The 26115-nt window shown below is 61.9% G+C and carries 24 protein-coding genes and 1 pseudogene; 16 read left to right on the top strand and 9 right to left on the bottom strand.

Annotation, left to right across the window (positions count from 1 at the left end; all coding sequences use genetic code 11):
- Positions 1 to 133: 133 nt before the first annotated feature.
- Positions 134 to 2179 carry a lytic transglycosylase domain-containing protein gene (locus BHD07_RS07170; protein ID WP_338278668.1) on the bottom strand — a complete coding sequence of 682 codons (2046 nt, stop codon included), beginning with the start codon at positions 2177 to 2179 and terminating at the stop codon, positions 134 to 136.
- A 301-nt stretch (positions 2180 to 2480) separates the two neighbouring features.
- Here BHD07_RS07170 and dapA point away from each other — a divergent pair, with 301 nt between their 5' ends.
- A complete protein-coding gene (gene dapA / locus BHD07_RS07175; RefSeq protein WP_100672051.1) occupies positions 2481 to 3365 on the top strand; it encodes a 4-hydroxy-tetrahydrodipicolinate synthase in 885 nt (294 codons plus the stop codon).
- The gene (smpB, locus tag BHD07_RS07180) at positions 3365 to 3844 is read left to right on the top strand and encodes an SsrA-binding protein SmpB (protein ID WP_003527297.1); all 480 of its coding nucleotides are present in this window, start codon (positions 3365 to 3367) and stop codon (positions 3842 to 3844) included. The genes dapA and smpB overlap by 1 nt, the downstream gene beginning before the upstream one ends.
- A gap of 221 nt (positions 3845 to 4065) precedes the next feature.
- Here the strand turns inward: smpB and BHD07_RS07185 are convergent, their stop codons facing one another.
- Positions 4066 to 4644 carry a LabA-like NYN domain-containing protein gene (locus tag BHD07_RS07185; protein WP_003527296.1) on the bottom strand — a complete coding sequence of 193 codons (579 nt, stop codon included), beginning with the start codon at positions 4642 to 4644 and terminating at the stop codon, positions 4066 to 4068.
- A gap of 472 nt (positions 4645 to 5116) precedes the next feature.
- Here BHD07_RS07185 and rpoZ point away from each other — a divergent pair, with 472 nt between their 5' ends.
- From rpoZ to era, 8 genes are all read left to right on the top strand, one after another.
- Positions 5117 to 5524, top strand: a complete 408-nt coding sequence (gene rpoZ / locus BHD07_RS07190) for a DNA-directed RNA polymerase subunit omega (protein WP_018094594.1) — start codon at positions 5117 to 5119, stop codon at positions 5522 to 5524.
- A gap of 102 nt (positions 5525 to 5626) precedes the next feature.
- Positions 5627 to 7852, top strand: a complete 2226-nt coding sequence (locus BHD07_RS07195) for a RelA/SpoT family protein (RefSeq protein ID WP_018094595.1) — start codon at positions 5627 to 5629, stop codon at positions 7850 to 7852.
- 157 nt (positions 7853 to 8009) lie between these two features.
- Positions 8010 to 8162 (top strand): DUF3563 family protein, encoded by a 153-nt coding sequence (locus BHD07_RS07200; protein WP_018094596.1) that lies wholly within the window; start codon positions 8010 to 8012, stop codon positions 8160 to 8162.
- A gap of 291 nt (positions 8163 to 8453) precedes the next feature.
- Entirely contained in the window at positions 8454 to 9011 is a 558-nt protein-coding gene (locus tag BHD07_RS07205; RefSeq protein WP_234819226.1) for a DUF2062 domain-containing protein, read from the top strand.
- Positions 9008 to 9427, top strand: a complete 420-nt coding sequence (gene acpS, locus BHD07_RS07210) for a holo-ACP synthase (RefSeq protein WP_018094597.1) — start codon at positions 9008 to 9010, stop codon at positions 9425 to 9427. Before BHD07_RS07205 ends, acpS begins: the two co-directional genes overlap by 4 nt.
- A gap of 158 nt (positions 9428 to 9585) precedes the next feature.
- Positions 9586 to 10329 carry a signal peptidase I gene (lepB, locus tag BHD07_RS07215; protein WP_100672053.1) on the top strand — a complete coding sequence of 248 codons (744 nt, stop codon included), beginning with the start codon at positions 9586 to 9588 and terminating at the stop codon, positions 10327 to 10329.
- Complete coding sequence (rnc, locus tag BHD07_RS07220) at positions 10329 to 11045, top strand: ribonuclease III (protein ID WP_018094599.1); 717 nt, start codon at positions 10329 to 10331, stop codon at positions 11043 to 11045. The genes lepB and rnc overlap by 1 nt, the downstream gene beginning before the upstream one ends.
- A gap of 8 nt (positions 11046 to 11053) precedes the next feature.
- Positions 11054 to 11983 (top strand): GTPase Era, encoded by a 930-nt coding sequence (gene era / locus BHD07_RS07225; protein ID WP_338278719.1) that lies wholly within the window; start codon positions 11054 to 11056, stop codon positions 11981 to 11983.
- Between the two features lie 66 nt (positions 11984 to 12049).
- Here the strand turns inward: era and BHD07_RS07230 are convergent.
- Positions 12050 to 12121: pseudogene (locus BHD07_RS07230) on the bottom strand (arsenical resistance protein ArsH); the annotation flags it as partial.
- A 69-nt stretch (positions 12122 to 12190) separates the two neighbouring features.
- The gene (locus tag BHD07_RS07235) at positions 12191 to 13189 is read right to left on the bottom strand and encodes a glycerophosphodiester phosphodiesterase family protein (RefSeq protein WP_338278721.1); all 999 of its coding nucleotides are present in this window, start codon (positions 13187 to 13189) and stop codon (positions 12191 to 12193) included.
- 513 nt (positions 13190 to 13702) lie between these two features.
- Here BHD07_RS07235 and cfa2 point away from each other — a divergent pair.
- The 3 genes from cfa2 (at position 13703) to BHD07_RS07250 (ending at position 17973) form a co-directional block, all read left to right on the top strand.
- Complete coding sequence (gene cfa2 / locus BHD07_RS07240; RefSeq protein ID WP_018094603.1) at positions 13703 to 14959, top strand: cyclopropane-fatty-acyl-phospholipid synthase; 1257 nt, start codon at positions 13703 to 13705, stop codon at positions 14957 to 14959.
- Positions 14960 to 15108: 149 nt separating this feature from the next.
- Positions 15109 to 17418 (top strand): Tex family protein, encoded by a 2310-nt coding sequence (locus BHD07_RS07245; protein ID WP_100672056.1) that lies wholly within the window; start codon positions 15109 to 15111, stop codon positions 17416 to 17418.
- Between the two features lie 240 nt (positions 17419 to 17658).
- A complete protein-coding gene (locus BHD07_RS07250) occupies positions 17659 to 17973 on the top strand; it encodes a hypothetical protein (protein WP_100672057.1) in 315 nt (104 codons plus the stop codon).
- Positions 17974 to 18058: 85 nt separating this feature from the next.
- Here the strand turns inward: BHD07_RS07250 and rkpK are convergent, their stop codons facing one another.
- The 3 genes from rkpK to BHD07_RS07265 all read right to left on the bottom strand — a co-directional run bounded on the left by rkpK (position 18059) and on the right by BHD07_RS07265 (position 20948).
- On the bottom strand, positions 18059 to 19372 hold the full coding sequence (gene rkpK / locus BHD07_RS07255; RefSeq protein ID WP_018094607.1) for a UDP-glucose 6-dehydrogenase: 1314 nt from the start codon (positions 19370 to 19372) through the stop codon (positions 18059 to 18061).
- A 146-nt stretch (positions 19373 to 19518) separates the two neighbouring features.
- Positions 19519 to 20544 (bottom strand): NAD-dependent epimerase, encoded by a 1026-nt coding sequence (locus BHD07_RS07260; RefSeq protein WP_100672058.1) that lies wholly within the window; start codon positions 20542 to 20544, stop codon positions 19519 to 19521.
- Positions 20545 to 20615: 71 nt separating this feature from the next.
- Positions 20616 to 20948, bottom strand: a complete 333-nt coding sequence (locus BHD07_RS07265) for an ArsR/SmtB family transcription factor (RefSeq protein ID WP_018094609.1) — start codon at positions 20946 to 20948, stop codon at positions 20616 to 20618.
- Positions 20949 to 20999: 51 nt separating this feature from the next.
- Between BHD07_RS07265 and BHD07_RS07270 the strand changes: the two genes are divergently transcribed.
- Together BHD07_RS07270 and BHD07_RS07275 are read left to right on the top strand one after the other, a co-directional pair.
- Positions 21000 to 21482: an SRPBCC domain-containing protein gene (locus tag BHD07_RS07270; RefSeq protein ID WP_324763130.1), complete on the top strand. Its 483-nt coding sequence runs from the start codon at positions 21000 to 21002 to the stop codon at positions 21480 to 21482.
- A 9-nt stretch (positions 21483 to 21491) separates the two neighbouring features.
- The gene (locus BHD07_RS07275) at positions 21492 to 21854 is read left to right on the top strand and encodes a hypothetical protein (RefSeq protein ID WP_100672060.1); all 363 of its coding nucleotides are present in this window, start codon (positions 21492 to 21494) and stop codon (positions 21852 to 21854) included.
- 110 nt (positions 21855 to 21964) lie between these two features.
- On the opposite strand, the gene BHD07_RS07280 is transcribed toward BHD07_RS07275, so the two are convergent.
- Complete coding sequence (locus BHD07_RS07280; RefSeq protein ID WP_338278729.1) at positions 21965 to 22705, bottom strand: L,D-transpeptidase; 741 nt, start codon at positions 22703 to 22705, stop codon at positions 21965 to 21967.
- A gap of 223 nt (positions 22706 to 22928) precedes the next feature.
- Here BHD07_RS07280 and recO point away from each other — a divergent pair, with 223 nt between their 5' ends.
- A complete protein-coding gene (gene recO, locus BHD07_RS07285) occupies positions 22929 to 23672 on the top strand; it encodes a DNA repair protein RecO (protein WP_100672265.1) in 744 nt (247 codons plus the stop codon).
- Between the two features lie 112 nt (positions 23673 to 23784).
- Here the strand turns inward: recO and BHD07_RS07290 are convergent, their stop codons facing one another.
- Complete coding sequence (locus BHD07_RS07290) at positions 23785 to 25788, bottom strand: PhoX family protein (protein ID WP_100672061.1); 2004 nt, start codon at positions 25786 to 25788, stop codon at positions 23785 to 23787.
- Between the last annotated feature and the right edge of the window lie 327 nt (positions 25789 to 26115).

The raw sequence follows: 26115 nt of genomic DNA on the forward strand, positions 1-26115 counted from the left end.
GAAAATGGCCGAAATCGTATTTTGTGCCGGACGCCGCCGAAGGATCACGATGATGTGATCCTCTCTCGGCAGAGCTACCGAGGGGACCGGCAGTCGGGCGCGACCGTCCGGTTTGCCCCCCCGCAGCTCCGGCTCAAGGCAAACGGCGTCCCAACCTCAAATCCGCAACGATGTCCGTATCCTGTCCCAGCCGCGATTTATAAACCTGGTAGTTCTCCATCACCCGCTGGACATAGTTGCGCGTCTCCTCGAAGGGGATGCGCTCGATCCAGTCCACGACCTCGTCGATGGGCTTTCCGCGTGGATCGCCATAGCGGGCGAGCCACTCAGGAACACGACGCGGGCCGGCATTATAGGCGATGAAGGTGAGGATGTAGGAACCGCCGAAGCTGTCGATCTGTTCGCCGAGGTAATGGGCACCAAGCGTCGCATTATAGCCGGCGTCGCTCGTCAGGCGGTCCTTCGAATAGGCGAGGCCATAGCGGCTGGCGACGGCCTTGGCCGTGCCGGGAAGGAGTTGCAGGAGCCCCCGGGCATTCGCCACCGAAACAGCGGCCGGATTGAAAGCGCTTTCCTGCCGGGCGATGGCATAGGCGAGCGCCTTGCCTGCCCCGTCGATATCGGCGCTCGGCGGAATGACCCCGATCGGAAAGGCAAGGGCAGCCACCTCGATGCCGCGCCCGAAGGCGATCTTGCCGATCTGCAGCGAGAGTTGGTGATTGCCCGCCTTCTCGGCCCGCTCCGCCAGGATCGCAAGTTCGCCGGGGCTGGTCAGTTCCTCGGCAAGCGCCCGATAAAGACTGTCGGCGCGCCAGCCATGGCCGGCAGCTTCGAGGCGGCCGATCGCCGCAACGGCTTCGCGCCCTTCCAGCCGGATGCGGTCTTGCTCCGTCGGCGAGGGATAGCTCATATCGAGTTTCGCCTGGCCGAGGCGTGCGGCGGCGAGTTGCCCGTAGAAGGTGGCCGGGTAGCGCGCCGCATTGGTGAAATACGCGCGCGCGTCGCCGGGGCCGCCCGCTTCGGCGGCGCGCCCCAGCCAATACCAGGCGCGCGAGGCGGAGATCGGCCGGCTCGATGCCTCGAGGATCCTGCGAAAGTGACGCGCCGCCGTCTCGGGTTCCTCGAGGCCGCGAAGCGCATACCAGCCCGCGTGGAATTCCGCGTCGACGCGGTCCGTGGCGCGCCTTGCCGCATGGTTGGCGGCGATGCGATAGGCGCCGCGGAAGTCGCCGGCGTCGAGCAAGCCGCGGCTGACGATACGTTGCTCGACCCACCATTCTCCGGGATTGACGAGGGCGCCGTCGTCCTTCGGCATCTGGTCGAGAAGCCGGGCCGCCTCGGCGTATTTCTGCTGCTTGCGTAAATGCTCGATGCGGATGAAGAGGTAGGAAGGCCTGCTGCGCCAGGAAGCGTCCACCGCTTCGATGAGCGAGGCAGCGTTGCTGCCGCCGCGGGTCACTGCGGCCCAGGCGCGGAACAGCGATTGCGCCTTGCCGAGATCGCTGAACCGCTCGGCCTGGTCTATGCGGGCGCGGTAGAGAAGCATTTCCATCCGCTGCCTGTGATCTTCCGCCGTCAAAAGATCGGAAAACTCGGAAAGGATCTTCGTTTCAGTGTCCTTGTCCAGGGCTTCGCTCAGCCAGAATGCGCGCAGGTGCGTGGCGGCCGCCGAGCTCTGCCCCAGCGCTGCAAGTGCGCGTGCAAGGATGATCGCCCCTTCAGCCGTCTCGGGCCGGGTGGTGCCGAAGGCGGCGACCACATCGGCGGCGGGAGCGTTCTCGCGGTAAAGCGCCCGTTCCGAATGCGAGCGCAGCGACTTCAGGCCCGGCCAGCCCTGGAGTTCCCGCTGCGCCTCGGCAATATCATAGGAGGGGATGCCCCTCTGTCCGGACACCGCGATCGCCCAGGCCAGGATGTGGCGGTCGAGCGTTCCTGCCGGCATGCGGTCGCGAACGGCGATCGCCTTTTCCGGCTGCCGATCGGAGAGGGCATCGAGACCGCTTTTCAGATTGGCGCCGAGGATAGACGAGGGTTCGCCGGTTGCGATGCTGCCGATCTTGCCGGCAGCATCCGGCTTGCTCGTCGGTACAGGAATCCGGCCCTCGGCTGCGTCGGCCGAAAAAGCCAGCATCCCCGCACCGATCATGGCGGCGACCGGCAGGAAAATTGTTCGCCGCATCACGAGCCCCGTGGTCCCCCATCCCTCGACTTCATTGCCGCTCCATTACAGCCGATCGATCGGCGAAAACCCAGCCATATCTGTCGGACTGCTGACCGGCCGGCGCATGCGTGATCCCCGAAACCCGGCGGCCCATTGCGGTCCCGCCCACGGGCGGCGTTTGCGCGGAAACGAAAGCGAAATGCATCCTCTCAGCGCTTGCCGCAGACACGTCACATGATTATGGTGCGGCAGTTTTTTAACCGTCGATTGCGGCCAAAGCGTGAGCGTATTCTACGCCCTCGGTCGTCAGGAGTTGTGCATGTTCAAGGGTTCCATTCCCGCACTCGTAACGCCGTTCACCGCCGCCGGCTCGGTTGATGCGGATAGTTTCGTCGCGCATGTGGAGTGGCAGATAAAAGAGGGCAGCCACGGCCTCGTGCCGGTGGGCACCACGGGTGAATCTCCGACGCTTTCCCACGACGAGCATAAGAAGGTCGTGGAACTGTGCGTAGAGGCGTCGGCGCGGCGCGTACCGGTCATCGCCGGTGCCGGGTCCAATAACACGATCGAAGCGATCGAGCTTGCGCAGCATGCGGAAAAGGCCGGTGCGGACGCGATCCTCGTCGTCACGCCCTATTATAACAAGCCGACGCAGAAGGGCCTTTTCGCCCACTACGCGGCGATCGCCGAAAGCGTGAAGCTGCCGATCGTGATCTATAACATTCCCGGCCGTTCCGTCGTGGACATGAGCGTCGAGACCATGGCGGCGCTGGCGAAGGCCCATCCCACGATCATCGGCGTGAAGGATGCGACCGGAAAGATCGAGAGGGTCTCCGAGCAGCGCATGGGCTGCGGCAAGGCTTTCGTGCAGCTTTCGGGAGAGGATGCGACCGCCCTCGGCTTCAATGCGCATGGCGGCGTCGGCTGCATCTCCGTCACCGCCAATGTCGCTCCGCGCCTGTGCGCCGAATTCCAGGAGGCAACCCTTGCCGGCAACTATGCCAAGGCCTTGGAGTTTCAGGACAAATTGATGCCGCTGCACAAGGCCATCTTCCTTGAGCCGGGCGTCTGCGGCGCCAAATATGCGTTGAACCGTCTCGGGCGGATGAGCTTTACTGTCCGCTCGCCATTGCTGTCGGCGCTTGAGCCGGCCACGGCGTCGGCTATCGACGCGGCGCTCAAGCATGCAGGGCTGATGAACTGATGGCACCGAAAGGCAGCGAACGCACGGTCAAGAAGGTTGTCGCGGAAAATCGCAAGGCCCGCTTCAACTACGAGATCGTCGACACCTACGAGGCCGGTCTGGTCCTGACCGGCACGGAGGTCAAGTCGTTGCGCGAGGGAAAGGCCAATATCGCGGAATCATACGCTACCGACGAAGGCGGCGAGATCTGGCTCATCAACTCCTACCTGCCCGAATATCTGCAGGCCAACCGCTTCAATCACGAGACGCGCCGCCGCCGCAAATTGCTCCTGTCGAAGAGGGAAGTGAACCGTCTGCAGGGTGCGGTCAACCGCGAGGGAATGTCGCTGATACCACTCCGGATATACTTCAATGAGCGAGGCAGGGCGAAGCTGGAACTGGCGCTCGGCAAGGGCAAGAAGCTGCACGACAAGCGAGAGACCTCCAAGGAACGCGATTGGAACCGGCAGAAGAACAGGCTCCTCAAGGAGCGCGGCTGAGCCCCGTCGATCTCTGGGTATTTGCTCTTCATCCGGCAGACGAGATCACAATGATCTCAGGTCGGGTCGACCTGAACCATGAAGGTCATCGATTCCAATGAGTTGGAACGGGATGCGGGCGGAAACCGTGTCTGCGGCGCGGAAAAGCCATTTTCAGCCAAGGCTTGGTCCGGCCGGGTCCCTGTGACAAGCACAGGGACGAGGAAAAATCCCGACAGGCTTTAAAGCTCGACGTCGTCGGCGACCGGCTCGACAGGGCGCTGAACGCGTTCGGACGGTTCGCGGCCGATCTCTCCTCTGAGCGTCGCGAGATCGATGAAGTGGTCGGCCTGACGGCGCAGGTCGTCGGCAATCATCGGCGGCTGCGTCGACATGGTCGAGACCACGGAAACCTTTCGGCCCTTGCGCTGCAACGCTTCGACCAGGGTCGTGAAATCACCGTCTCCGGAGAAGATCACCAGATGGTCGACCGATTCGGACTGCTCCATGGCGTCGATCGCCAGCTCGATGTCCATATTCCCTTTGATCTTGCGGCGTCCGAGGGAATCGGTGAACTCCTTGGCGGGCTTTGTCACGACCTTATAGCCGTTATAGTCCAGCCAATCGATCAGCGGGCGGATCGACGAATATTCCTGGTCCTCGATGAGTGCGGTGTAGTAGTAGGCCCTGAGCAGGTAGCCGCGCTTCTGGAAGGCCTTGAGCAGCTTCCGGTAATCGATGTCGAAGCCGAGGCTCTTCGACGCCGCGTAGAGGTTGGCGCCATCGATGAAAAGAGCGATTTTCTCGCGAGGATCGAACATCGTTACTTCCTTTTTCCGTACCCTGCACAGTGACCGGACCAACCCCGCGGAGCGTCACGCTTACAATTGGCGGATTAAATTAAAGCTCACTTATCTGCAAATAATGTGGTCATGCCAACGCATTATTCCAACTAGGGCGCGGCGCCTATAGCTAGTTTTAGCAGTTGCTGCAGTTCGTCCACATTTTCAATCTATAATTGTTGCTGGATACGTATTCGAAATTATCACGAAATACAGGCGATGTCTGTGACCCTATGGGAGCGTTCCACAGACGCGGCATTTTATCATGCTCCGGGCAATGACGTGAGCCGGATGCAGGAAAAACTTGAACTTATGCCGTTTTGATTGTATCGGACGCCTAATTCCAGAAATCGGAGCTGATGGAGCCGCATGTCAGCGGACGTTCCGGTTTCGCGTCGTTAAACCTGCCGCGGCAATGCCGCCGCATCTCTTGAGTCGTAAAGGACAGGCCATGGCCCGCGTCACCGTCGAAGACTGCATCGACAAGGTCGAAAACCGTTTCGAACTCGTCCTTCTTGCCAGCCACCGCGCACGCCTGGTTTCCCAGGGTGCCCCGATTACGGTCGACCGCGACAACGACAAGAATCCGGTCGTTGCACTGCGCGAGATCGCCGATGAAACCCTGTCGCCCGGCGACCTGAAGGAGGACCTGATCCACTCGCTGCAGAAGCATGTGGAAGTGGACGAGCCGGAACCCGATCCGGCATCGCTCGCCCAGACGGAAGCAGCGCCTGCCTTCGCTGAGGCCGCCGAAGAGGAAGACCAGCCGGAAGCGCTGACCTTCGACCGCATGTCCGAAGAAGAACTGCTGGCCGGCATCGAAGGCCTCGTTCCTCCGGAAAAGAGCGACGACTACTGAGATTCGTTCCGGAACAACGTTCCGACGTGTTATCGAAGCAGTGCGCCACTCATATGATTGGCGCACTTTTTTATTTGCCTGATTTCACGGAGCCGCTAGCGGATGATGCGCCAATACGAGCTCGTTGAGCGCGTGCAAAAATACAAGCCCGACGTCAACGAGGCGCTGCTGAACAAGGCCTATGTCTACGCCATGCAGAAGCACGGGCAGCAGAAGCGGGCAAGCGGCGATCCTTACATCTCCCATCCCCTGGAAGTGGCGGCGATCCTGACCGAGATGCATCTGGACGAATCCACGATCGCCGTCGCGCTGCTGCACGACACGATCGAGGATACGACCGCGACGCGGCAGGAGATCGACGATCTCTTCGGCGAGGATATCGGCGCCTTGGTCGAAGGCCTCACCAAGATCAAGAAGCTCGACCTCGTGACCAAGAAGGCCAAGCAGGCGGAAAATCTTCGGAAGCTGCTGCTCGCCATTTCGGACGACGTTCGCGTGCTCCTGGTCAAACTTGCCGATCGCCTCCACAATATGCGCACCCTCGACCACATGTCGGCCGAAAAGCGCGCGCGCATCTCCGAGGAGACGATGGACATCTATGCGCCCCTGGCAGGGCGCATGGGCATGCAGGACATGCGCGAGGAGCTGGAGAACCTGTCCTTCAGACACATCAATCCGGAGGCTTACGAGACCGTTACCAGGCGCCTCCAGGAGCTCTCCGAGCGCAATGAGGGGCTGATCAAGAAGATCGAGGAGGAACTGAGCGAGCTCCTTCAGGCCGAGGGGCTTACGGAATCACAGGTGAGGGGGCGCCAGAAGAAGCCCTATTCGGTTTTCCGCAAGATGCAGTCGAAATCGCTCTCCTTCGAGCAGCTCTCGGATGTCTGGGGCTTCCGCATCATCGTCAACGACATTCCGTCCTGCTATCGCGCGCTCGGTATCGTGCACACCCGCTGGCGTGTCGTGCCGGGACGCTTCAAGGACTACATCTCGACCCCGAAACAGAACGACTATCAATCGATTCACACGACGATCATCGGCCCGTCGCGCCAGCGCATCGAACTGCAGATACGCACGAAGCGCATGCATGAGATCGCCGAATACGGTATCGCGGCCCACGCACTCTACAAGGATCGCGACACTGTTTCCGGCGACCTGACGCGCACTCCGACATCGAATGCCTATTCCTGGCTGCGCCGCACGATCGAATCGCTCGCCGAGGGCGACAATCCGGAGGAGTTTCTCGAGCACACCAAGCTCGAGCTCTTCCAGGATCAGGTCTTCTGCTTCACACCGAAGGGGCAACTGATAGCGCTGCCGCGCGGCGCCACCCCGATCGACTTTGCCTATGCCGTGCATACGAATATCGGCGACACCTGCGTCGGGGCCAAGATCAACGGTCGCATCATGCCGCTGGTGACGCGGCTCAACAACGGTGACGAGGTGGAGATCATCCGCTCGGGTATTCAGGTGCCGCCGCCGGCCTGGGAAGAGATCGTCGTCACGGGCAAGGCGCGGGCCGCCATCCGCCGCGCGACGCGCGCCGCCATCCGCAAGCAATATGCCGGCCTCGGCTATCGCATCCTCGAACGCACCTTCGAACGGGCGGGCAAGACCTTTTCGCGCGAGGCTTTGAAGCCGGTGCTGCACCGGCTCGGACAGAAGGACGTCGAGGACGCCATCGCCGCGGTCGGGCGCGGCGAACTCTCCTCGCTCGACGTTCTGCGCGCGGTGTTTCCCGATCATCAGGACGAGCGCGTGACCGTGAAGCCCAGCGCCGACGACGGCTGGTTCAACATGCGCAGCGCCGCGGGCATGATCTTCAAGCTGCCGGAGCGGTCGAAGGAAATGGCCGCCGCCGAGCAGGCGGAGGGGCCGGAAGCCCTGCCGATCCGTGGCCTCTCCGGCAATGCCGAGGTCCATTTCAGTCCTGCCGGCGCCGTTCCCGGCGATCGCATCGTCGGCATCATGGACAAGGATAAAGGCATCACCATCTATCCGATCCAGTCGCCGATCCTGCAGAAGTTCGATGAAGAGCCCGAGCGCTGGATCGACGTTCGTTGGGATCTCGACGAGGCGAACAACAGCCGTTTCATGGCGAGGATTGCGGTCAGCGCCCTGAACGAGCCCGGCACGCTGGCAGAGGTCGCACAGGCCATCGCGACCACCGACGTCAATATCCGTTCGCTTTCCATGGGGCGCGTCGCTGCGGACTTCAGCGAATTGCAGTTCGATCTCGAGGTCTGGGACCTGCGTCAGCTTAACCATCTGATGGCGCAGCTCAAGGAGCTGCCGAGCATATCCATGGTCAAGCGCCTCTTCGAGTAGCCGGTTTCCGTGCAATCTGCCTCAGAAATAAGCATCTCGTAACAATGATGAGCCGCGCCATGCATTCATTGCATGGCTGCCGACGCTTCGCGGGACTGGTGGTGGTTCGGCTGGTGAACTATCTTTCGCATCGGGAGGTGAACGAAAGGGGTTTGCCATGTTCAAGCAGTTGAAGAAAATCACCCGTGCCCTGCACATTCCGAGCATCGAAGAGCGCGAGACCGCCTATCTGAATGGCTCCGTCGACCGGATCGACCTGGAATACCGTCAGCGTCAGATCGACCGCGGCCTTTTCCGGAAGGGCTTCTGATCGCGAATGCGGCGCGCCCGAAAGGCGCGCCACGGCTGCTGCGCCCGGCGGTAGCCTAAGCTATGCGTTTTACGAATGGCTCTCTTGCCTTATCTCTCAGTCTGACGCCTTACGACGCTGCGTGTCCTGCGGCTGTAGCGCTTTGATCTGCCGCACGCCTCAGTCTTCAAGGATTGAAGGAAACATGCAGCAGCTTGCACACGGCGTGTGCGGCGCCTATCTTGCGCCCATCGTAAGGCGGGCGGTCCGTCTTGCGCCGGCGGCGGTTTCGAATGCGATCATGACGGCATAATGTTATTCAGGCGCAGAAAACCGGTCACACTATCCGAGAGGCTTCGCGCTTTCTTCTGGCCGCGCAAGGGGCTGACGCGCGCTCCGCGCTACATTGCCCTTCGAATTCTCCGGCTGAACTCGTCTCCGCACTCGATCGCCGTCGGGGTGGCGGCGGGTGCTGCGTCGTCATTGACGCCGTTCTTCGGCCTGCATATCGTTCTCGCCGTCCTTCTGGCGTCGGCGTTTTCCGGGAATCTCATCGCAGCCGCGATCACGACGCTGCTCGCCAATCCCATCACGATACCGGTCATCCTGACGGCTTCCTACGAGGTCGGCACGATGCTCACGCAGCCGCAAGCCGCTCAGGTGATCGGCGGCCAAGAGATCATGCGGATGATCGAACATCTCGATTTTGCAAGCCTGTGGGGCCCGGTCTTCAAGCCGATGCTCATTGGCTCGCTCCCTCTTTCAGTGGCGGGCGCCTTGATATTCTACCCGTTTGCCTTTCAGACGGCCCGCCTCTTCCAGAAGCGGCGCCGGCAGGCCCGCGCGCACAAATTTGGACATCCGACATGATCATCGGCATCGGCAGCGATCTGATCGATATCAGGCGCATCGAAAACTCGCTCCAACGCTTCGGCGAGCGTTTCGTCAATCGGTGCTTCACCGATATCGAGATCGCCAAATCCGAGGGCCGCAAAAATCGTGCGGCCTCCTATGCCAAGCGTTTCGCCGCAAAGGAGGCCTGTTCCAAGGCACTGGGCACCGGCCTGGCTCAAGGCGTGTTCTGGAAAGATATGGGCGTCGTGAACCTGCCTGGCGGGAAGCCGACGATGCAGCTGACCGGTGGCGCGGCCGCGCGCCTTCAGGAATTGCTGCCGGTCGGCCACCGCGCCGCAATCCATCTGACCATCACCGACGACTTCCCGCTTGCTCAAGCTTTCGTGATTATCGAGGCGCTCCCGGTTGCCCCCGCCGAGGGAACGGTTTAGAGCACTTGCCGAAGACCGGCCCGCGGTCGCTTGAAGCACGGCATTCCCGCGACATATAGCATCGAGTTGCGGGGCGACGTGCGCTTGAGTTCGGGCGCAGACGAACGTTGAAGCGTTAGGCCCGGTGCCCCCGGGCAGGATGACAAGGAAGACTGAGCGTGGCAGAAAAGACAGAAGCGAAGCAGAGCGGTCTCTGGGAGAACGTCAAGGTCATCATCCAGGCGCTGCTCCTCGCCGTGGTCATCCGCACCGTCTTCTTTCAGCCCTTTACGATCCCTTCCGGCTCGATGATGCCGACGCTCCTTGTCGGCGACTATATCTTCGTCAACAAGTTCGCCTACGGCTATTCGAAATACTCGCTGCCCTTTTCGCCGGATCTTTTCAGCGGAAGGATCTTTGCGAGCGAACCGGAGCGGGGCGACATCGTGGTCTTCCGGTTCCCGCCCAATCCCGATATCGACTATATCAAGCGCCTCGTAGGCCTGCCGGGCGACCGCATCCAGGTCAGGAACAGCATTCTCTACGTCAACGACAATCCGGTCGAACGGGTGCCGGACGGCACGTTCCGCGCTGACGATCAGTACGACACGGGCGGCGACGTTCCTGTCTATCGCGAGACGATGGACAACGGCATGACTTACGACACGCTCGACCAGTTCCCCGATTCGCGCGGCGACAACACCCGTGAATTCATCGTCCCCGCAGGTCATTATTTCATGATGGGCGACAACCGGGACAACTCCGCCGACAGCCGTTTCGACGTCGGCTTCGTGCCGGCTGAAAACCTTGTCGGCCGGGCCAGCCTGATCTTCTTCTCGCTCGGCAACGACACCTCGTTCCGGCAGATATGGAAATGGCCGGCGAACCTGCGTTACGATCGTTTATTCAAGGTCGTCCACTGATGAAGGGCCGCTCGTTGAACGGGGAGGACCGGGCGCGGCTCGAGGCCGCGATCGGTTACCGGTTCGCCGAGAAGGAACGTCTCGACCGGGCGCTGACGCATTCGAGCGCTCGCAGCGGCCGCGCGATCAACTATCAGCGGCTCGAATTCCTGGGTGACCGGGTGCTTGGGCTCTGCGTCGCGGAACTCCTGTTCCAGACCTTCACCGATGCCAACGAAGGCGAGCTCTCGGTGCGTCTGAACCAGCTCGTCAGCGCGGAGAGCTGCGCGAAGGTGGCGGATGAGCTCTCGCTGCACGAATTCATCCGCACCGGCTCGGATGTGAAGAAAATCACGGGCAAGCACATGATGAATGTGCGCGCCGATGTGGTAGAGTCGCTGATCGCCGCGATCTATCTTGATGGCGGCCTCGACGCGGCGCGACGTTTCGTGCTCGAGCATTGGACGCATCGAGCCGCAAGCGCAGACGGCGCCAGGCGGGACGCCAAGACGGAACTGCAGGAATGGGCGCATGCCAGATTTGGCGTCGCACCGAAATACAGGACGGACGATCGTTCCGGGCCTGATCACGATCCGCGCTTTACCGTGACGGTGGAGGTCGACGGGATCGCGCCGGAGACGGGGGTCGATCGTTCCAAGCGCGGGGCCGAGCAGGTCGCCGCGATGAAATTGCTGGAACGCGAAGGTGTGTGGCAGAAGCGCTCTGCCGGAAATTGACGGATATCATGACGGATACTCAAAAGGATACGGCCGCCGGCGCAGTGCCGACGCGCTCGGGCTTCGTGGCGCTGATCGGGGCGACGAATGCCGGCAAGTCGACATTGGTCAATCGCCTTGTCGGCGCGAAAGTGTCGATCGTCAGCCACAAGGTGCAGACGACGCGGGCCATCATCCGCGGCATTGCGATCCACGGCAGCGCGCAGATCGTCTTCATGGACACGCCCGGCATCTTCAAGCCGCGGCGTCGGCTCGACCGCGCCATGGTCACCACGGCCTGGGGCGGAGCCAAGGACGCCGATCTGATCATGCTGCTGATCGACAGCGAGCGCGGGATCAAGGGTGACGCGGAGGCGATCCTCGAGGGCCTGAAGGAGGTACATCAGCCGAAGGTTCTCGTCCTCAACAAGGTCGATCAGGTTCGCCGCGAGGATTTGCTGAAGCTTGCGGCCGCTGCGAACGAAGTGGTCGCATTCGAGCGCACCTTCATGATCTCCGCGCTGACGGGTTCCGGCTGCGAAGACGTTATGGATTATCTCGCCGAGACGCTGCCGGAAGGTCCATGGTACTATCCCGAGGATCAGATCTCCGATCTGCCGATGCGCCAGCTGGCGGCCGAGATCACCCGCGAGAAGCTCTTCCTTCGTCTGCATCAGGAGCTTCCCTATGCATCTCACGTGGAAACGGAGAAATGGGAGGAACGCAAGGACGGTTCCGTGCGCATCGAACAGGTGATCTACGTGGAACGGGACAGCCAGAAGAAGATCGCCTTGGGCAAAGGCGGCGCGGCGATCAAAGCGATCTCGACCGCCGCGCGCAAGGAAATCTCCGAAATTCTCGAGCAGCCGGTGCACCTCTTCCTGTTCGTCAAGGTGCGCGAGAACTGGGGCGACGATCCGGAACGCTTCCGCGAAATGGGGCTCGACTTTCCGAAATAGCGGGAAGGACGTCAGACGCTCTTCAACGTCATGCGGCGTTCGAGCTCCGCAGCCGATTTACCAGTCTTCCTGGAATGCCTTGGCGACGGATGACTGATGCGGAACCGTGATCATGCGCATCCAACGGCCGAGCATGCGGCGAGAGCAGCAAAGGCGGCGATAGTCCGCGAGAATCCATATGACGACATATGTTGTTGCGCGATTCGGCTACTGTCGATTGGCCTGGTCGGTCGCTGCGCCGGGGCGCTTTCCGAGAAGGGGAGCGATTGTTTCCGCCCTGTTGGTCCAGACGTAGCCGGAGAAGCGCTCGGGAACGAAAGCGAGATCATCGGTGCCGTCGATGCCGGAGGTGAAATCGCCTCCGCTGTAAGGGCCAAGCAGGATGATTTCGCTGCCGGCGGCCTGCATGCGGGCCGCGAACCGGTCGGGCCAGCCCCACAGAAAACTTGCATAATTACTCGGCACGATGATCAGCGTATCGCGACAGGCGTCCGGTACGATGCCGGTCCAGCCATAGGCGGCATAGCGGCCAAGGCAGGCGATCGTGGATTGTCGATCATAGCCTCTGAGCCCCGGAACCAGCCGGAGCGTTTCCTGCGTCGGAGCGGTGCCGCCATAGACGCCGAACACCTGTTTGCGCCACTCCGGGTGGAACCGGAGGAGAACCGCGAGGGTCGCTCCTTCCTCCCGCCGCTCGCTCTTGAAATTGATAAGGAAGCGGCCCTCGGGCAAGGCCTTGAAAACCTCCGTCAGCGTCGGCATCTGGCCAGCCCCCTGGCCGCGGAAGGGGAAGGACTTGCCGCCGTCGGCCGTATAGCCGTAGCCGATGTCCAGTGTCTTCAGCTCGGACATCGGAGTGTCCTGGGTGACGCCGCTCCCATTCGTCCGGCAGTCGAGCGTCCAGTCGTGAAACACGGCAAACTGGCGATCCGGTGTCAGGTGGACGTCGAGTTCGACGACGTCCGCGCCGCTCTCCATCGCCGCGCGCATCGAGGCAATCGTGTTTTCGAGATAGCTGTGGCGCGGCTTTTCGATGCGCTCGGCGGTACAGGTGTCGTTGTCGAGACCTTCCGAGGAAAAAACCTGGTGGATGCCGCGATGAGCGAGGATCTTTGCATTGCCGGAGGGAGGCGGCGCCAGAAGCGACGTGTTGAGAAGCCAGACGATGGCGACGACGATGAGCGCAACCACGGCGATCTTCTTCATCGTGTATCCTCCTCTCGCGACGGGCTTGCCGCGACAATGTGGCGTGACGATGTTACCGGTTGGTGTACGCGTGTTACAAGGACCGGCACCACTGTGTTACCGGGTCCGTGACCGGTCGGCCACCACTAAGCGCAGGTAGGCGCCCGGAAGCGGCCCCGTAACATCCGAGGAGAGCTCGTTTCCAGTGCTTTCGAATTTGCTAAGCAAACAAATCTTTGAGGGGCCACAAAAAAGCCCCATTGAATAACCGCCGAACACAGCTAAGTTAATGGAAGTTCTGATGGATAGGAGCCCGATGGGCTGGCCTGACGAATTCCCGCAGCTGGTCCTTGCCTTGTTTCGCGAGGACTCGCCGGAAACCGTGAGGTCGCGCTCGAGCCGGTTTCTCGCCGCTTCCGGATGTGGCCGCCCGCTTCCAAGCTGCCGCATGTCTGCCCTGAAGCCGACCAGCCGCTCACCCGCTCCCCCTGTGAAGGAACCGATGGTTCGTTTAGGTCTGAGCTGAGGTAGGATATGAATGCGGGTTTGTTGAATCTACTTCGCCGGCTTGTCGAGAAAGGCAAGCTGACGGTCGTTTTCTCGTCGGGTGAAAAGGTGGTTCTGGGCGATGGTACGGGCAAGCCGGCGGCCATCCGTTTCGCTGATGCCGGAGCGGAAAAAGCCGTTCTTCACGATCCAGGTCTGAAATTCGGCGAAATGTACATGGACGGTCGCGTTCTCGTGGAGGAGGGCGATATTTTCGACGTGCTGGCCATCGTCAAGAGCAATGATCTCGACAAGGCGGCAACCTTCACCAATTCGATCGTCGCGCTGGGACACATCTTTCGCCAGCAGATGAAGAGCCGGCTGCCGGTAAACCGCAATCGCTACAACGTCGCCCACCATTACGATCTGGACGGCAAGCTCTTCAATCTCTTCCTCGACGAGGACTGGCAATATTCCTGTGCCTATTTCCATCCGCCGGGCATCTCGCTCGACGAGGCGCAACGCGCCAAGAAGCGGCACATAGCGGCAAAGCTGCTGCTAGAGCCCGGCCAGAAGGTACTGGAAGTGGGTTCCGGCTGGGGCGGCATGGCGATGTACCTCGCCGAGTCGTCGGGGGTCGAAGTCACGGGCATCACGCTCAGCGAAGAGCAGTTGAAGGTCTCGCGCGAGCGCGCCGCAAGGCGCGGGCTTTCGGACCGGGTGCGTTTCGAGCTGCAGGACTATCGCACCATGCAGGGAAGGCAATTCGACCGCATCGTCTCCGTCGGCATGTTCGAACATGTCGGCATCGGCAATTACGGCAATTTCTTCCGCAAGATGAAAGAACTGCTGAAGCCGGACGGCGTGATGCTGCTGCATTCGATCGGTCAGATCTACAAACCCTGGGCGACCAACCCGTGGATCGAGAAGTATATCTTCCCCGGCGGCTACATTCCCGCCCTGTCGGAGGTATTGCCACGGGTCGAGAGCAACCGCCTGCTCGTCAAGGACATCGAGATTCTGCCGCTGCATTACGCCTGGACGCTCAGGGCCTGGCGCGAGCGTTTCCTGGCGCAGCGGGAGGAGGCGGTCAGGCTTTATGACGAGCGCTTTTTCCGTATGTGGGAGTTCTATCTCGCCGCCTCGGAAACGGCCTTCCTCTACGACAAGCATTTTGTCTTCCAGCTCCAGCTCTCGCCGTCACTCGCGACGGTGCCGGTGTCGCGCGACTACATCGCCATCAAGGAGCGCGAATTGCTGGAATTTGAAAAGACCCGCGAACGGCTGGAACTCGTCGCGGTCTGAGGGGGCGGGCGAAAGCCTCCTCATCCGCCCCCACGACGGCACCGTCTCCTGATCTTCTGTGGAGTTCGCCCGGGCGGCCATCGGCCTTCACTTGGCCTTGATGGTCTGCGCCAGTATGGTCCGGCCGAAACAGGAAACGGAACGAGAGAATGGTCACGACCGCAAAGCCCATCGCCGCCATCATTGCCAGCGAAATCAAGGCAACCGCCGCCCAGGTCACAGCGGCAGTCGAATTGCTGGACGGCGGAGCGACGGTGCCTTTCATCGCGCGCTATCGCAAGGAAGTCACCGGCGGTCTCGACGACACGCAACTGCGCGTCCTGTCGGAGCGGCTTACCTATCTGCGCGAGCTTGAAGCGCGGCGGGTGTCGATTGTCGATTCGATCCGCGGCCAGGGCAAGATGACCGACGAGCTCGAAGGCAAGATCGCCGGCGCGGTTACCAAGGCGGAACTCGAAGACATTTACCTGCCCTATAAGCCGAAGCGCCGCACCAAGGCGGAAATCGCACGCGAACGTGGGCTGGGTGCACTGGCCGAAGCAATTCTTTCCGATCGCTCGATCGCGCCGGCCGAACGCGCGGCCGCCTTCCTCACCGCCGATGTGCCGGACGTCAAGACCGCACTCGATGGCGCCCGCGATATCATCGCCGAGGCCATGACTGAGAACGCCGACCTTCTCGGGCGGTTGCGGAACTATATGCGGGAGGCAGCCTTCCTGCGCGCTCGGGTCGTGGACGGCAAGCAGGAGTCCGGCGCCAAATTCTCGGACTATTTCGACCACTCCGAGCGCTGGGCGACGGTGGCCGGGCACCGCGCATTGGCGATGCTGCGCGGTTGGAACGAAGAGGTCCTCTCGGTCGATATCGTGGTCGATCAGGAGGCCGCGTCTTCGCAAAGGCCGACCGAGCGGATGATCGCGGCGGCCTACAATGTCGGCGATCGGTTGCCCGGCGACAGATGGCTGCTGGAGGTCATCGGCTGGACATGGCGCGTCAAGCTTTCGCTGTCGCTGTCGCTGGACCTGATGCGCGAGCTGCGCGAGCGGGCCGAAGAAGAGGCAATCCGCGTCTTCGCACGCAATCTCAAGGACCTGCTGCTCGCCGCACCCGCGGGCTCGCGCGCGACCATGGGCCTCGATCCCGGGATCCGCACCGGCGTCAAGGTCGCGGTGGTCGACGGCACAGGCAAGCTGCTCGACACCGCCACGGTCTATCCCTTTCCGCCGAAGAACGACATTCGCGGGGCCCAGGCAGAGCTTGCGGCGCTCGTGCGCAAGCATAAGGTGGAACTGATTGCGATCGGCAACGGCACCGGTAGCCGTGAGACGGAGAAACTCGTCGCAGACATGCTCGCTGCCATGCCGGCGCCGAAGCCTACCAAGGTGATCGTGTCCGAAGCGGGTGCATCGGTCTATTCCGCTTCGGAGACGGCGGCTGCCGAGTTTCCGGGCCTCGACGTTTCCCTGCGGGGCGCCGTTTCGATCGCCCGCAGGCTGCAGGATCCGCTGGCTGAGCTCGTCAAGATCGAACCGAAATCGATCGGCGTCGGCCAGTACCAGCACGACGTCGATCAGTCGAAGCTCAGCCGCTCGCTCGACGCCGTTGTCGAGGATGCGGTAAACGCCGTCGGGGTCGATCTCAACACCGCCTCGGCGCCCCTCCTGGCGCGTGTCTCCGGACTGGGCAAGTCCTCGGCCGAGGCAATTGTCGCGCACCGCGATGCGATGGGGGCCTTCGCCAGCCGCCAGGAACTTTTGAAAGTGCCGCGTCTCGGCGCCCGCACCTTCGAGCAGTGCGCCGGCTTTCTGCGGATACCAAACGGTTCCGAGCCGCTCGACGCGTCTGCGGTGCATCCGGAGGCCTATGGCGTTGCCAAGAAGATCGTTGCAGCCTGCGGGCGGGACGTGCGCTCGCTGATGGCAGACAGCGCCGAGCTGAAAAAACTCGATCCGCGCGTTTTCGTCGACGAGCGCTTCGGCCTGCCGACGGTCAAGGACATCCTGGCCGAACTCGAGAAACCGGGTCGCGATCCGCGCCCGAGCTTCAAGACGGCCACCTTCGCGGAAGGCGTGGACGACATCAAGGATCTGAAAGTCGGGATGCGGCTCGAGGGCACGGTGACCAACGTCGCAGCGTTCGGCGCCTTCGTCGATATCGGCGTGCACCAGGACGGCCTCGTCCACGTTTCGCAATTGGCCGACCGCTTCGTCAAGGATCCGCATGAGGTCGTCAAGGCGGGTGACGTCGTGCAGGTCCGCGTCACGGAGGTCGACGTCGCGCGCAAGCGCATCGGGCTCTCCATGCGCAGGGAAGGTAGTAGCGCCGACACGCCTCGTGAGGCGAGGGGGGCGCCACCGAAGGGCGGGAACCGGGGCGGGACGGCTCGGTCGCAAACACCGCAGGAGCCGGCGCAGGGCGCGTTCGGTGCGGCGCTGATGGCGGCGATGAAGAAAAAATGAGAGCGTTCGATGGAACGGCCCGCATGGAAGGATCGTTACCCGAGCATCGATGCTCGTGTGATGGCTCAGGTTGCGTTCGATAATTTAGCCAACTGAGATGTAACCCGCCTCCGTCACACTTTTCAGATGGCGACATTGCTCCGTCTCGTGAAGGTGTCGACCATCGAATGCCGGTATACGGCGGAACAGGTCAGCGGAAATCCTCTTCCGCCGGGGCTTCCCGGCTAAAGGAGGTGCGTCATGGTACGCAATGTGGTCCGCGGCCTTTCTCTTGCCGTCCTTCTGACGGCCGCAGTGACAGCCTACCCCCATGCGGCAGACTCACAGGCCGTTGTGAATTGCGCTGAGCGTTCGCAGGTCATCGAGCTGCTGGCTCGACAATATCAAGAAAAGCAGGCCGCGTTCGGGCAGATCAATCCGCAAGCGGTCATGGAACTCTATGCGGCCGACGGCGGCAGTTGGACTTTGATCGTGACCGATGTTTCCGGCCGCAGCTGCGTCTTCCTTGCCGGAAAAAGCTGGGAACAGGTCATCCAGGTCGGCCCGAAGGCCTGACCGCCAGCCTCCTGCGCGAGACGCGCAGAGGGAAGCCCGTGCAGCTTCCCTCTGCTGACGATTGAATGCGACGGTGCGGTGCCGGTCAGTCCGGCCGGCCGATGCTCGCATAGCGGAAGCCGTGCCTTGCGACCTCGTCCTTGCGATAGATGTTGCGCAGATCGACGAGCAGGGGTGTCTTCATGGCGGATTTCAAACGGTCGAAATCCAGCGCCCGGAATTCGTTCCATTCCGTGATAATCACCAGAGCGTCCGCCTCGGCCGCCGCTTCATAGGGATCGCTCGCGCAGTCCAGGCCCTCTATCAGCTTGCGCGCGTTTTCCATTCCTTCCGGGTCGTAGCCGGTGACGCGGGCGCCTGCGTCCTGCAACGCCTGAACGACCGCGATCGCAGGGCTGTCGCGCATGTCGTCGGTATTCGGCTTGAAGGTCAGGCCGAGGACTGCAATCTTGGAGCCGCGGATATCGCCGCCGGCCGCCGCGATCACCTTGCGTCCCATCGCCCGCTTGCGGTTGTCGTTGACGGCGACCGTGGTTTCGACGAGCCGCACGGGGGTGTCGTGGTCCTGCGCGGTTTTAACCAGCGCCAATGTGTCCTTGGGGAAGCAGGAGCCGCCATATCCCGGCCCGGCATGCAGGAACTTCGACCCGATGCGGCCGTCCAGCCCGATGCCGCGGGCGACGTCCTGCACATTGGCACCGACTTTCTCGCAGAGATCGGCAATCTCGTTGATGAAGGTAATCTTCATCGCCAGGAAGGCGTTGCCGGCATATTTGATCAGTTCCGACGTGCGGCGTGTCGTGAATACGAGCGGCGACTGATTGAGATAGAGCGGCCGATAGACCTCCGTCATTACCTCTCGCGCGCGACCGTCACTGCCGTCGACCCCGATCACGATCCTGTCGGGCCGTTTGAAATCCTCGATCGCGGCGCCTTCCCGCAGGAATTCCGGGTTGGAGACGACGGTGACGTCAGCCGCAGGGTTGGTTTCGCGGATGATGCGCTCGACCTCGTCTCCGGTACCGACCGGAACCGTGGACTTGGTCACCACGACGGTAAAGCCCTGAAGGTTGGCAGCGATTTCGCGTGCAGCTGCGTAAACATAGGAAAGATCCGCATGTCCGTCACCGCGCCGCGACGGCGTTCCGACGGCAATGAAAACGACGTCGCTGGCGGCCACGGCGGTCTTGAGATCATCGGTGAAGTTCAGGCGCCCGGACGCGACGTTGCTGGCGACGAGATGGTCCAGCCCGGGTTCGAATATGGGAATCTGACCCTTCTTCAGCGCCGAGATCTTGCCTTCGTCCTTGTCGACGCAGACGACGTCATGGCCGAAATCCGCAAAGCAAACACCGGAAACAAGGCCGACATAGCCGGCACCGATCATCGTGATTTTCATCCGCTTTTCCTTTGATTGTTCTTGAGAACGCTGATCAATTAAGTTTTATCTAATAAAAGGATGTCATCGAGAAAAAAGTAAAGAAAAACCAATTTGCAATTGCGTGCGGAAGCATGCGCTTCGCACAAATGTCGTTTGTTTTACCATCAGACGGTCGTGGGTGCACGGCGATAATTCTGTTCATACCACTCGACGAAGCGCGCAACGCCTTCCTCGACCGAAACGGATGGCTTGAATCCGGTCAGGGCTTCGAGCAGGTCCGGCGAAGCGAAGGTGCGCGGTACGTCGCCCTGCTGCATCGGCAGCATGTTGCGGACCGCCGGACGCCCCACAGCCTTCTCGACCGTTTCGACGAAGGTCATCAATTCTACCGGCTGGCCACCGCCGGTATTGACGACGCGAAACGGCGCATGGCGCGAAAGCGTATCCGTGGCCTTTTCCGGTGCCACCCGGTTCTCCTCCGAAGGCGCAATATGCGACAGCCGGACGATGCTTTCGACGAGATCGTCGATATAGGTGAAGTCCCGGCTCATCCGGCCCTCGCCATAAATGTCGATCGGCCGGCCGTTGTCTATGGCGTCGACGAATTTGAAGAGCGCCATGTCCGGCCGCCCCCAGGGGCCGTAAACGGTGAAGAAGCGGAAGGCGGTGGTCGGCACCTTGTAGAGATGCGCATAGCTGTGCGCCATCAACTCCATCGACTTCTTCGTCGCGGCATAGAGCGTCATGGGTTCGTCGGCCCGGTCCGCTTCGGCAAACGGGATCTTCTCGTTGGCGCCGTAGATCGAAGAGGTGGAGGCGAGCATCAGGTGCTTCGGTGCGATCGCCTTGGCGAGCTCGAGCATGTTCCACGACCCGACGAGATTTGCGTCCACATAGGCTTTCGGGTTTTCGAGGCTGTAGCGGACGCCTGCCTGGGCGGCGAGGTGGATGATGACTTCCGGCTCGGCAAGCTCCGCCGCCCGGTCCAGTGCGGCCCTGTCCTCGAGCATGGCCGTCACCGCCTTGAAGCCGTTGGAGCGCTGAAGGATCGCGTGTCGGCGCTCTTTCAGCGTCACGTCGTAATAGGGCGTCATGCCGTCGAATCCGACGACGAAATGCCCCTCGTCGATCAGTCGTTTTGCAACATGAAAACCGATGAATCCTGCAGTGCCGGTGATGAGGTAACGCATGACGATTTCCCCCAGTTTGCCCCACTCCACAGTTCATACGCAGAAAGCCGGCCGATGAAAAGTCAATTCCGTCACTCGCGGGGCTCGTCGAGCTCACGTTGGAGGGCTGTCAGAACGGACATTGCGTGGCCGGCATACTGACTGATCCAACGATCGTGAATGGCACGAATGGGCAAGGCGTTCAGGTGGTTCCACCGCTCGCGGCCCTCGCGCCTGGCGAGAACGAGATCGGCCTCCTCCAGAACCTTCAGGTGCTGCATCACCGTGCAGCGATCCAGGTTCGGGAAGAGCTCGCAGAGCATGCCCGTCGTTTGCGGTTTCTCCTTCAGCGCGTCGAGCATCCGTCGCCGCAGGCCGTTCGCCAGCGCTTTGAAAACCGCATCGTCTTTCGAATCGTTTGACATGTTATGTTTTTATAACATATTATCCACCGATACAATCGTGAGGAGGACGTCATGGCATTCGAATTTCGTGTGAATGGACGTATTGCCCGTCCCGTTGAGCAGGTCTTCGACGCGGTGGTAAACCCGGATCAGCTCAGCCGCTATTTCGTAACGCTCGGCGGCATCAGCGGACCGCTGGTTGCCGGTACCACCGTGACGTGGTGGGGCGAGGTTCCCATCAGGGTCGAGGCTGTGGAGCCTAACGAGCGGATCGTCTTTTGCTGGGATGCCATGACCGGTGAGGGCGAGTCTCCCTACCAGACGCGGGTTGAAATGCGCTTTCAGTCGCTCGACGACGGCGCCACCATGGTGACGATCGCCGAGAGCGGCTGGCGGGAAAACGAACAGGGGCAGAAGAGCTCCTATCTCAATTGCGAGGGCTGGTCGCAGATGCTCGCCTGCATGAAGGCCTGGGTCGAATACGGCATCAATTTGCGGGAGGGCTATTATGTGAGCGAACTCTCCGGCAAGCCGGCACTCGAACCGCAACTGTAGGAGGGGGCGATGTCCACCGAAATCAAGGGCGGTATCAACATCGCCATGAAAGTTCCGAGCCATCAATACGAAGCGGTGATCGCCTTCTACCGCGACGTCGTCGGTCTCGCGCCTTTCGACGAAAAGGCACCGGCGAAAGGCTTCGTTCTCGGCCCCAATCGTTTGTGGATAGACGAAGCGCCGCATTACAGCCAGGCGGAAATATGGCTGGAACTCTTTACCGAAGATCACGAGGCAGCCCTCGATCATCTCGCAGCGCACAAGGTCGTGCGCTGCGACCAGGTCGAGGAACTGGGCGAGGGCTTCCGCGGCGGATGGATCATGAACCCCGCCAATATCGTGCACCTCGTGCGCGAGCCGGATGCCTGGTAAGCGAGTGAGAGCATTTCAACGTGTTTCATGGAAACACTGAAATGCTCTAAGCGTTTGATCCAACGCGCTTCCGGGCGGAGAACCGTTTACTCACTTTTCCTGGAAGTGCTCTAGAAGGAAAGCGACCCGCTGCCGTCGGCGGCGGTCGACATCGGTGCATCCATCCGCTGGCTCATCGGCGGTTCCGCCTGGAGCACGACGACGCGCGAGCCTTCCGGCACGCGGCTGTAAAGGTCGATGATATCCGGGTTGAACAGGCGGATGCAGCCGCTCGAGACCGCCTTGCCGATCGACCAGGCCTCCGTGGTGCCGTGGATGCGGAACAGCGTGTCGCGGTTTCCCTGGTAGAGATAGAGCGCGCGCGGTCCGAGCGGATTGCGCAGGCCAGGGTCCATGCCTCCCGCGAGCGGTCCGTAGCGCTCGGGTTCGCGCGCGACCATGTCGGATGTCGGCGTCCAGCGCGGCCATTCCGCCTTGCGGCCGACGCGCGCCTCGCCCTCGAATTCCAGCCCGGCCTTGCCGACGCCGATGCCGTAACGAAGCGCCATGCCTCCGCCCTGCACGAGATAGAGAAAGCGGTTTTCCGTGTCGATCACGACAGTACCCGGCGGCTCATGCGTGACGTAAGGCACCTGTTGCCGCAGAAAACGCGGTTCGACCTTGCTGATGTCGGTGGCCGGAAGCGGAAACGTCTCATCCGGCTTCGCCCCATACATTGCCACGAAATAGGGATCCGCCCCTTTCGGCCGGACCGGCTGGTTGCTGCTCACGCAACCCGCCAACGCGGCGGAGAGGGCCAAAGCGGCGCAAAGCTGCATCAGACGGCTGGCGCGATTCCCGGACACACACATAGTCGAATTGTTCCTGCTGACTGTCATTCTTGAGGAGGCACGTCTAAGGCCTCGCAACCCGCATTGAAAGGCGTCGCAATGCGGCAAAAACGGCAATAGATTTGCGGCGCACGGCAAGTGTAGCGGAAAGGCTACAGTTTGTTTCCGCCGCACCGGACAAGGGTCGAAACCGGGCGCGTTTCTTCGCTTGCTCCGGTTTCCGCGGCGGGTGTATGCCTTTTTCATGCAATGGAGCGATGAAGCCATAATTCTCGGCATCCGGCGGCATGGCGAGAGCTCTGTCATCGCGGAGGTGATGACGCCCGGGCACGGGCGGCATCTCGGGCTCGTGCGCTCGGGCCGCTCGCGTGCGATGCAGCCGGTGCTGCAGCCGGGCAATTCCGTGGAGGTGAGCTGGCGGGCGAGGCTGGACGAGCATCTCGGCGAATTCCGCGTCGAGCCGCTGCAATTGCGCGCGGCGAGGCTGATCGAGACGGCGACTTCCGTCTACGGAATTCAGGCGATCGGCGCACTCTTGCGGCTCCTGCCGGAGCGCGACCCGCATCCCCATCTCTACGAGGCGCTCGCCGTCATCGTCGATCACCTCCAGGACCCGGCAGATGCCGGCGAATTGTTCGTGCGCTTCGAACTCGCGGTGCTGAACGATCTCGGCTTCGGCCTGGATCTTTCTCAATGTGGGGCGACGGGTGCGCAAAGCGACCTTGTCTTCGTATCGCCGAAATCGGGCCGCGCGATCTGCCGCGAAGCGGGTGCCCCTTACGCCGACCGCATGCTCGCCCTCCCGGACTTCCTATCGGGAGGAAGCAGAGCTGCCGATCACGAAAGCCTTGCCGCCGCCTTCCGCCTTACCGCCTATTTCCTCAACCGCCATGTTTACGAGCCGCGGGGCGTCGACGCCGCGTCGGCGCGGGACGGGTTCGTCCATGCGACGCTGAAGGCGCTGAAGGCCGCATCGTCGGAGGCTTAAGCGTTTTTGACAAGCTGACCGCGGTGGCGACGGGTGGCGGATGCCTTTTTCTCCCATCCCAGTGACGGGCACAGGGATGGGAGGTCGCAGAGCGTGTGGCGCTCCGAACGCTTCAGCCGATCTTGCCGCCACCCTGCTTGGTGACGGCGACGACGGCCGGGCGCACCGGCATGTCGTCGCGGAAATCCGGCCAGCGCGTCGCCGGCTTCTCGTAGGTTGCGAGACCGGCATCGCCCGGATGCTGAACCGCGAGGAAGAAGGTGTCGCTCGTAGGGTTGAAGCTCGGGCCGCACATTTCCGCACCGACCGGCACCCGGAAGAACAGCTTCGAGGTACCGCGGCCTTCGCCTTCCGTCTCCACGGCCCAGACACCGTCCGTGCGCCCCGTGACCTTTTCGTTGTTGCCGTCGGTCGAGACCCAGAGACGGCCATCGGCATCGATGGCGCAATTGTCCGGCATGCCGAACCAGCCGTTCCTGGTTGTGGCGGTGGAGAAGGAGGCACCGACCTCGGCGACGCTCGGATCGCCGCACTTCAGGAGGACGTCCCAGCGGGATTTCGTCGAGGCGAAATCGCCGTCGGTTTCCGAAATTTCGACGATGTGGCCGAAGGCATTCTTGGCGCGCGGATTGGCGGCGTCGATCTCGTCCTCCTTGCGCTTGGTATTGTTGGTCAGCATCACATAGACCTTGCCGGTCTTCGGATTGGGCTGAACGTCCTCCGGCCGGTCCATTTTGGTCGCGCCGAGCGCATCGGCGGCAAAACGGGTGTCGATCAGCACGTCGGCCTGGGAGGCGAAGCCGTTCTCGGCCGTCAGCGGCCCTTCGCCGTGGACGAGAGGCATCCAGGTCACCGTGCCGTCCTCGTCGAACTTCGCCACGTAGAGCGTGCCTTCGTCGAAGAGATCCATGTTCGCGGCGCGGTCGTCAGGGTTGTAAGTGCCCTTCGTCACGAACTTGTAGACATAATCGTAGCGTTCGTCGTCGCCGCTGTAGAGGACGACGCGGCCATCCCTGTTGACGATCGACTCGCAGCCCTCGTGCTTGAAGCGTCCGATCGCGGTGCGCTTCTTCGGGACGGAGGTGGGGTCCAGCGGATCGACTTCGACCACCCAGCCGAAGCGGTTGGCCTCGTTCGGCTCCTTGGATACGTCGAAGCGGTCGTAGAATTTCGACCATTCATACTGCCCGCCCGGCGCGCCGACACGCTTCATCTGCTTGAATTCCGGATGATCCTCGGCGAACTCGCCGCCGAAATAGCCGTTGAAGTTTTCCTCGGCCATCATGTAGGTGCCCCAGGCGGTGACGCCGCCGGCGCAATTGTTGATGGTGCCGAAGACCTTCCTACCGGTCGGATCCGACGGGGTCTTGACCCGCTCGTGGCCGGCAACAGGGCCGGAAAGCTGCATCTCGGTCGTGGCCGTGATGCGGCGGTTGTACTTGCCGTCGAGGACCGGCTGCCATTTCCCGTCGACCTTGCGGATTTCGATGACGGTGCCGCCATGGGCGGCCATTTCGATATCGACGAGGTCCTTGGTGTACTCGCCGAGCACGACCTTGTCCTCCTCCTTGCCGTCCTCCGTCACCTTTTCGACGCGGGCGAAGTTCGGGAACATGATCTCGGCATTGGTGTATTCGTGGTTGACGACCAGCAGGCCGTGGTCCGGATTGCCTTCGAGCGGAATGAAGCCGACATAGTCGTTGTTGTAGCCGAACTGCCGGCTCTGGGCTTCGGCTGTCTGGTTCAGCGGGTCGAATTCCGGGCTGTCGGCAAAGACCTTGTCGCCCCAGCGCAGCAGGATGTCGGCGTCGTAACCCTCGGCTACATGATGGGTCTCGTCGACACCGGCTTCGATCTCCTTGAAGGCGAATCGCGACGCTTCGCCGTTTGCCCGTGCTTCGTCAGCCGTCAGCAGGGCGAGGGGGCTGACCGTCGTGGATATGGCAGCCACGGCCAGAGAGCCGCCGATGAACGACCGGCGCGAGAAGCGGCGATTGATGATGTCGCCCATGGTCGGGTTGGTGGAACAGTTATGACCGACGTCTTCCAGTTCTTCCCTGCGCTCCGTCAGCGTCTTGAATTCGGTTTCTTCGGCAAGGCCGAGATATTTGTCCATGGCAATTCTCCCCATTGAGACGGTAGACGCGCCCGATCTCCCGGGCGTCCCGGTCTCGCTTTACCAGCGAGTTCATGACAGCTCTGCGACAATTGGATGAAGAGATTGCTGCAGAGGGTCGCGATGCCGCGACGCCGGCTTCGGAAGAGCATGCTGGCCGGTCGCTGGGAAAGTTGGAGATACCTGTCGGTGCCGGCGTTTCCGCGCCTCGGGCGCAACTTCTTGTGATGCGCCTCGCGTGAGGGGTGGCCATCTCGGAGCCTTGATGCCGCAGCCGACATGGAGCACATGTCCGTTCGCCCTTCCAGGAGCAACGGTTGGGAAGCC

Origin of the sequence: Sinorhizobium sp. KGO-5, assembly GCF_036245905.1 — a bacterium.
Lineage (GTDB): Bacteria > Pseudomonadota > Alphaproteobacteria > Rhizobiales > Rhizobiaceae > Sinorhizobium > Sinorhizobium meliloti_A.

Excerpts from the sequence above, each read along its gene's own strand:
- BHD07_RS07170 (WP_338278668.1), bottom strand. The coding sequence starts at position 2,179 with ATGCGGCGAACAATTTTCCTGCCGGTCGCCGCCATGATCGGTGCGGGG.
- dapA (WP_100672051.1), top strand. The coding sequence starts at position 2,481 with ATGTTCAAGGGTTCCATTCCCGCACTCGTAACGCCGTTCACCGCCGCC.
- smpB (WP_003527297.1), top strand. The coding sequence starts at position 3,365 with ATGGCACCGAAAGGCAGCGAACGCACGGTCAAGAAGGTTGTCGCGGAA.
- BHD07_RS07185 (WP_003527296.1), bottom strand. The coding sequence starts at position 4,644 with ATGTTCGATCCTCGCGAGAAAATCGCTCTTTTCATCGATGGCGCCAAC.
- rpoZ (WP_018094594.1), top strand. The coding sequence starts at position 5,117 with ATGGCCCGCGTCACCGTCGAAGACTGCATCGACAAGGTCGAAAACCGT.
- BHD07_RS07195 (WP_018094595.1), top strand. The coding sequence starts at position 5,627 with ATGATGCGCCAATACGAGCTCGTTGAGCGCGTGCAAAAATACAAGCCC.
- BHD07_RS07200 (WP_018094596.1), top strand. The coding sequence starts at position 8,010 with ATGTTCAAGCAGTTGAAGAAAATCACCCGTGCCCTGCACATTCCGAGC.
- BHD07_RS07205 (WP_234819226.1), top strand. The coding sequence starts at position 8,454 with ATGTTATTCAGGCGCAGAAAACCGGTCACACTATCCGAGAGGCTTCGC.
- acpS (WP_018094597.1), top strand. The coding sequence starts at position 9,008 with ATGATCATCGGCATCGGCAGCGATCTGATCGATATCAGGCGCATCGAA.
- rnc (WP_018094599.1), top strand. The coding sequence starts at position 10,329 with ATGAAGGGCCGCTCGTTGAACGGGGAGGACCGGGCGCGGCTCGAGGCC.
- era (WP_338278719.1), top strand. The coding sequence starts at position 11,054 with ATGACGGATACTCAAAAGGATACGGCCGCCGGCGCAGTGCCGACGCGC.
- BHD07_RS07235 (WP_338278721.1), bottom strand. The coding sequence starts at position 13,189 with ATGAAGAAGATCGCCGTGGTTGCGCTCATCGTCGTCGCCATCGTCTGG.
- cfa2 (WP_018094603.1), top strand. The coding sequence starts at position 13,703 with ATGAATGCGGGTTTGTTGAATCTACTTCGCCGGCTTGTCGAGAAAGGC.
- BHD07_RS07245 (WP_100672056.1), top strand. The coding sequence starts at position 15,109 with ATGGTCACGACCGCAAAGCCCATCGCCGCCATCATTGCCAGCGAAATC.
- BHD07_RS07250 (WP_100672057.1), top strand. The coding sequence starts at position 17,659 with ATGGTACGCAATGTGGTCCGCGGCCTTTCTCTTGCCGTCCTTCTGACG.
- rkpK (WP_018094607.1), bottom strand. The coding sequence starts at position 19,372 with ATGAAAATCACGATGATCGGTGCCGGCTATGTCGGCCTTGTTTCCGGT.
- BHD07_RS07260 (WP_100672058.1), bottom strand. The coding sequence starts at position 20,544 with ATGCGTTACCTCATCACCGGCACTGCAGGATTCATCGGTTTTCATGTT.
- BHD07_RS07265 (WP_018094609.1), bottom strand. The coding sequence starts at position 20,948 with ATGTCAAACGATTCGAAAGACGATGCGGTTTTCAAAGCGCTGGCGAAC.
- BHD07_RS07270 (WP_324763130.1), top strand. The coding sequence starts at position 21,000 with ATGGCATTCGAATTTCGTGTGAATGGACGTATTGCCCGTCCCGTTGAG.
- BHD07_RS07275 (WP_100672060.1), top strand. The coding sequence starts at position 21,492 with ATGTCCACCGAAATCAAGGGCGGTATCAACATCGCCATGAAAGTTCCG.
- BHD07_RS07280 (WP_338278729.1), bottom strand. The coding sequence starts at position 22,705 with ATGTGTGTGTCCGGGAATCGCGCCAGCCGTCTGATGCAGCTTTGCGCC.
- recO (WP_100672265.1), top strand. The coding sequence starts at position 22,929 with ATGCAATGGAGCGATGAAGCCATAATTCTCGGCATCCGGCGGCATGGC.
- BHD07_RS07290 (WP_100672061.1), bottom strand. The coding sequence starts at position 25,788 with ATGGACAAATATCTCGGCCTTGCCGAAGAAACCGAATTCAAGACGCTG.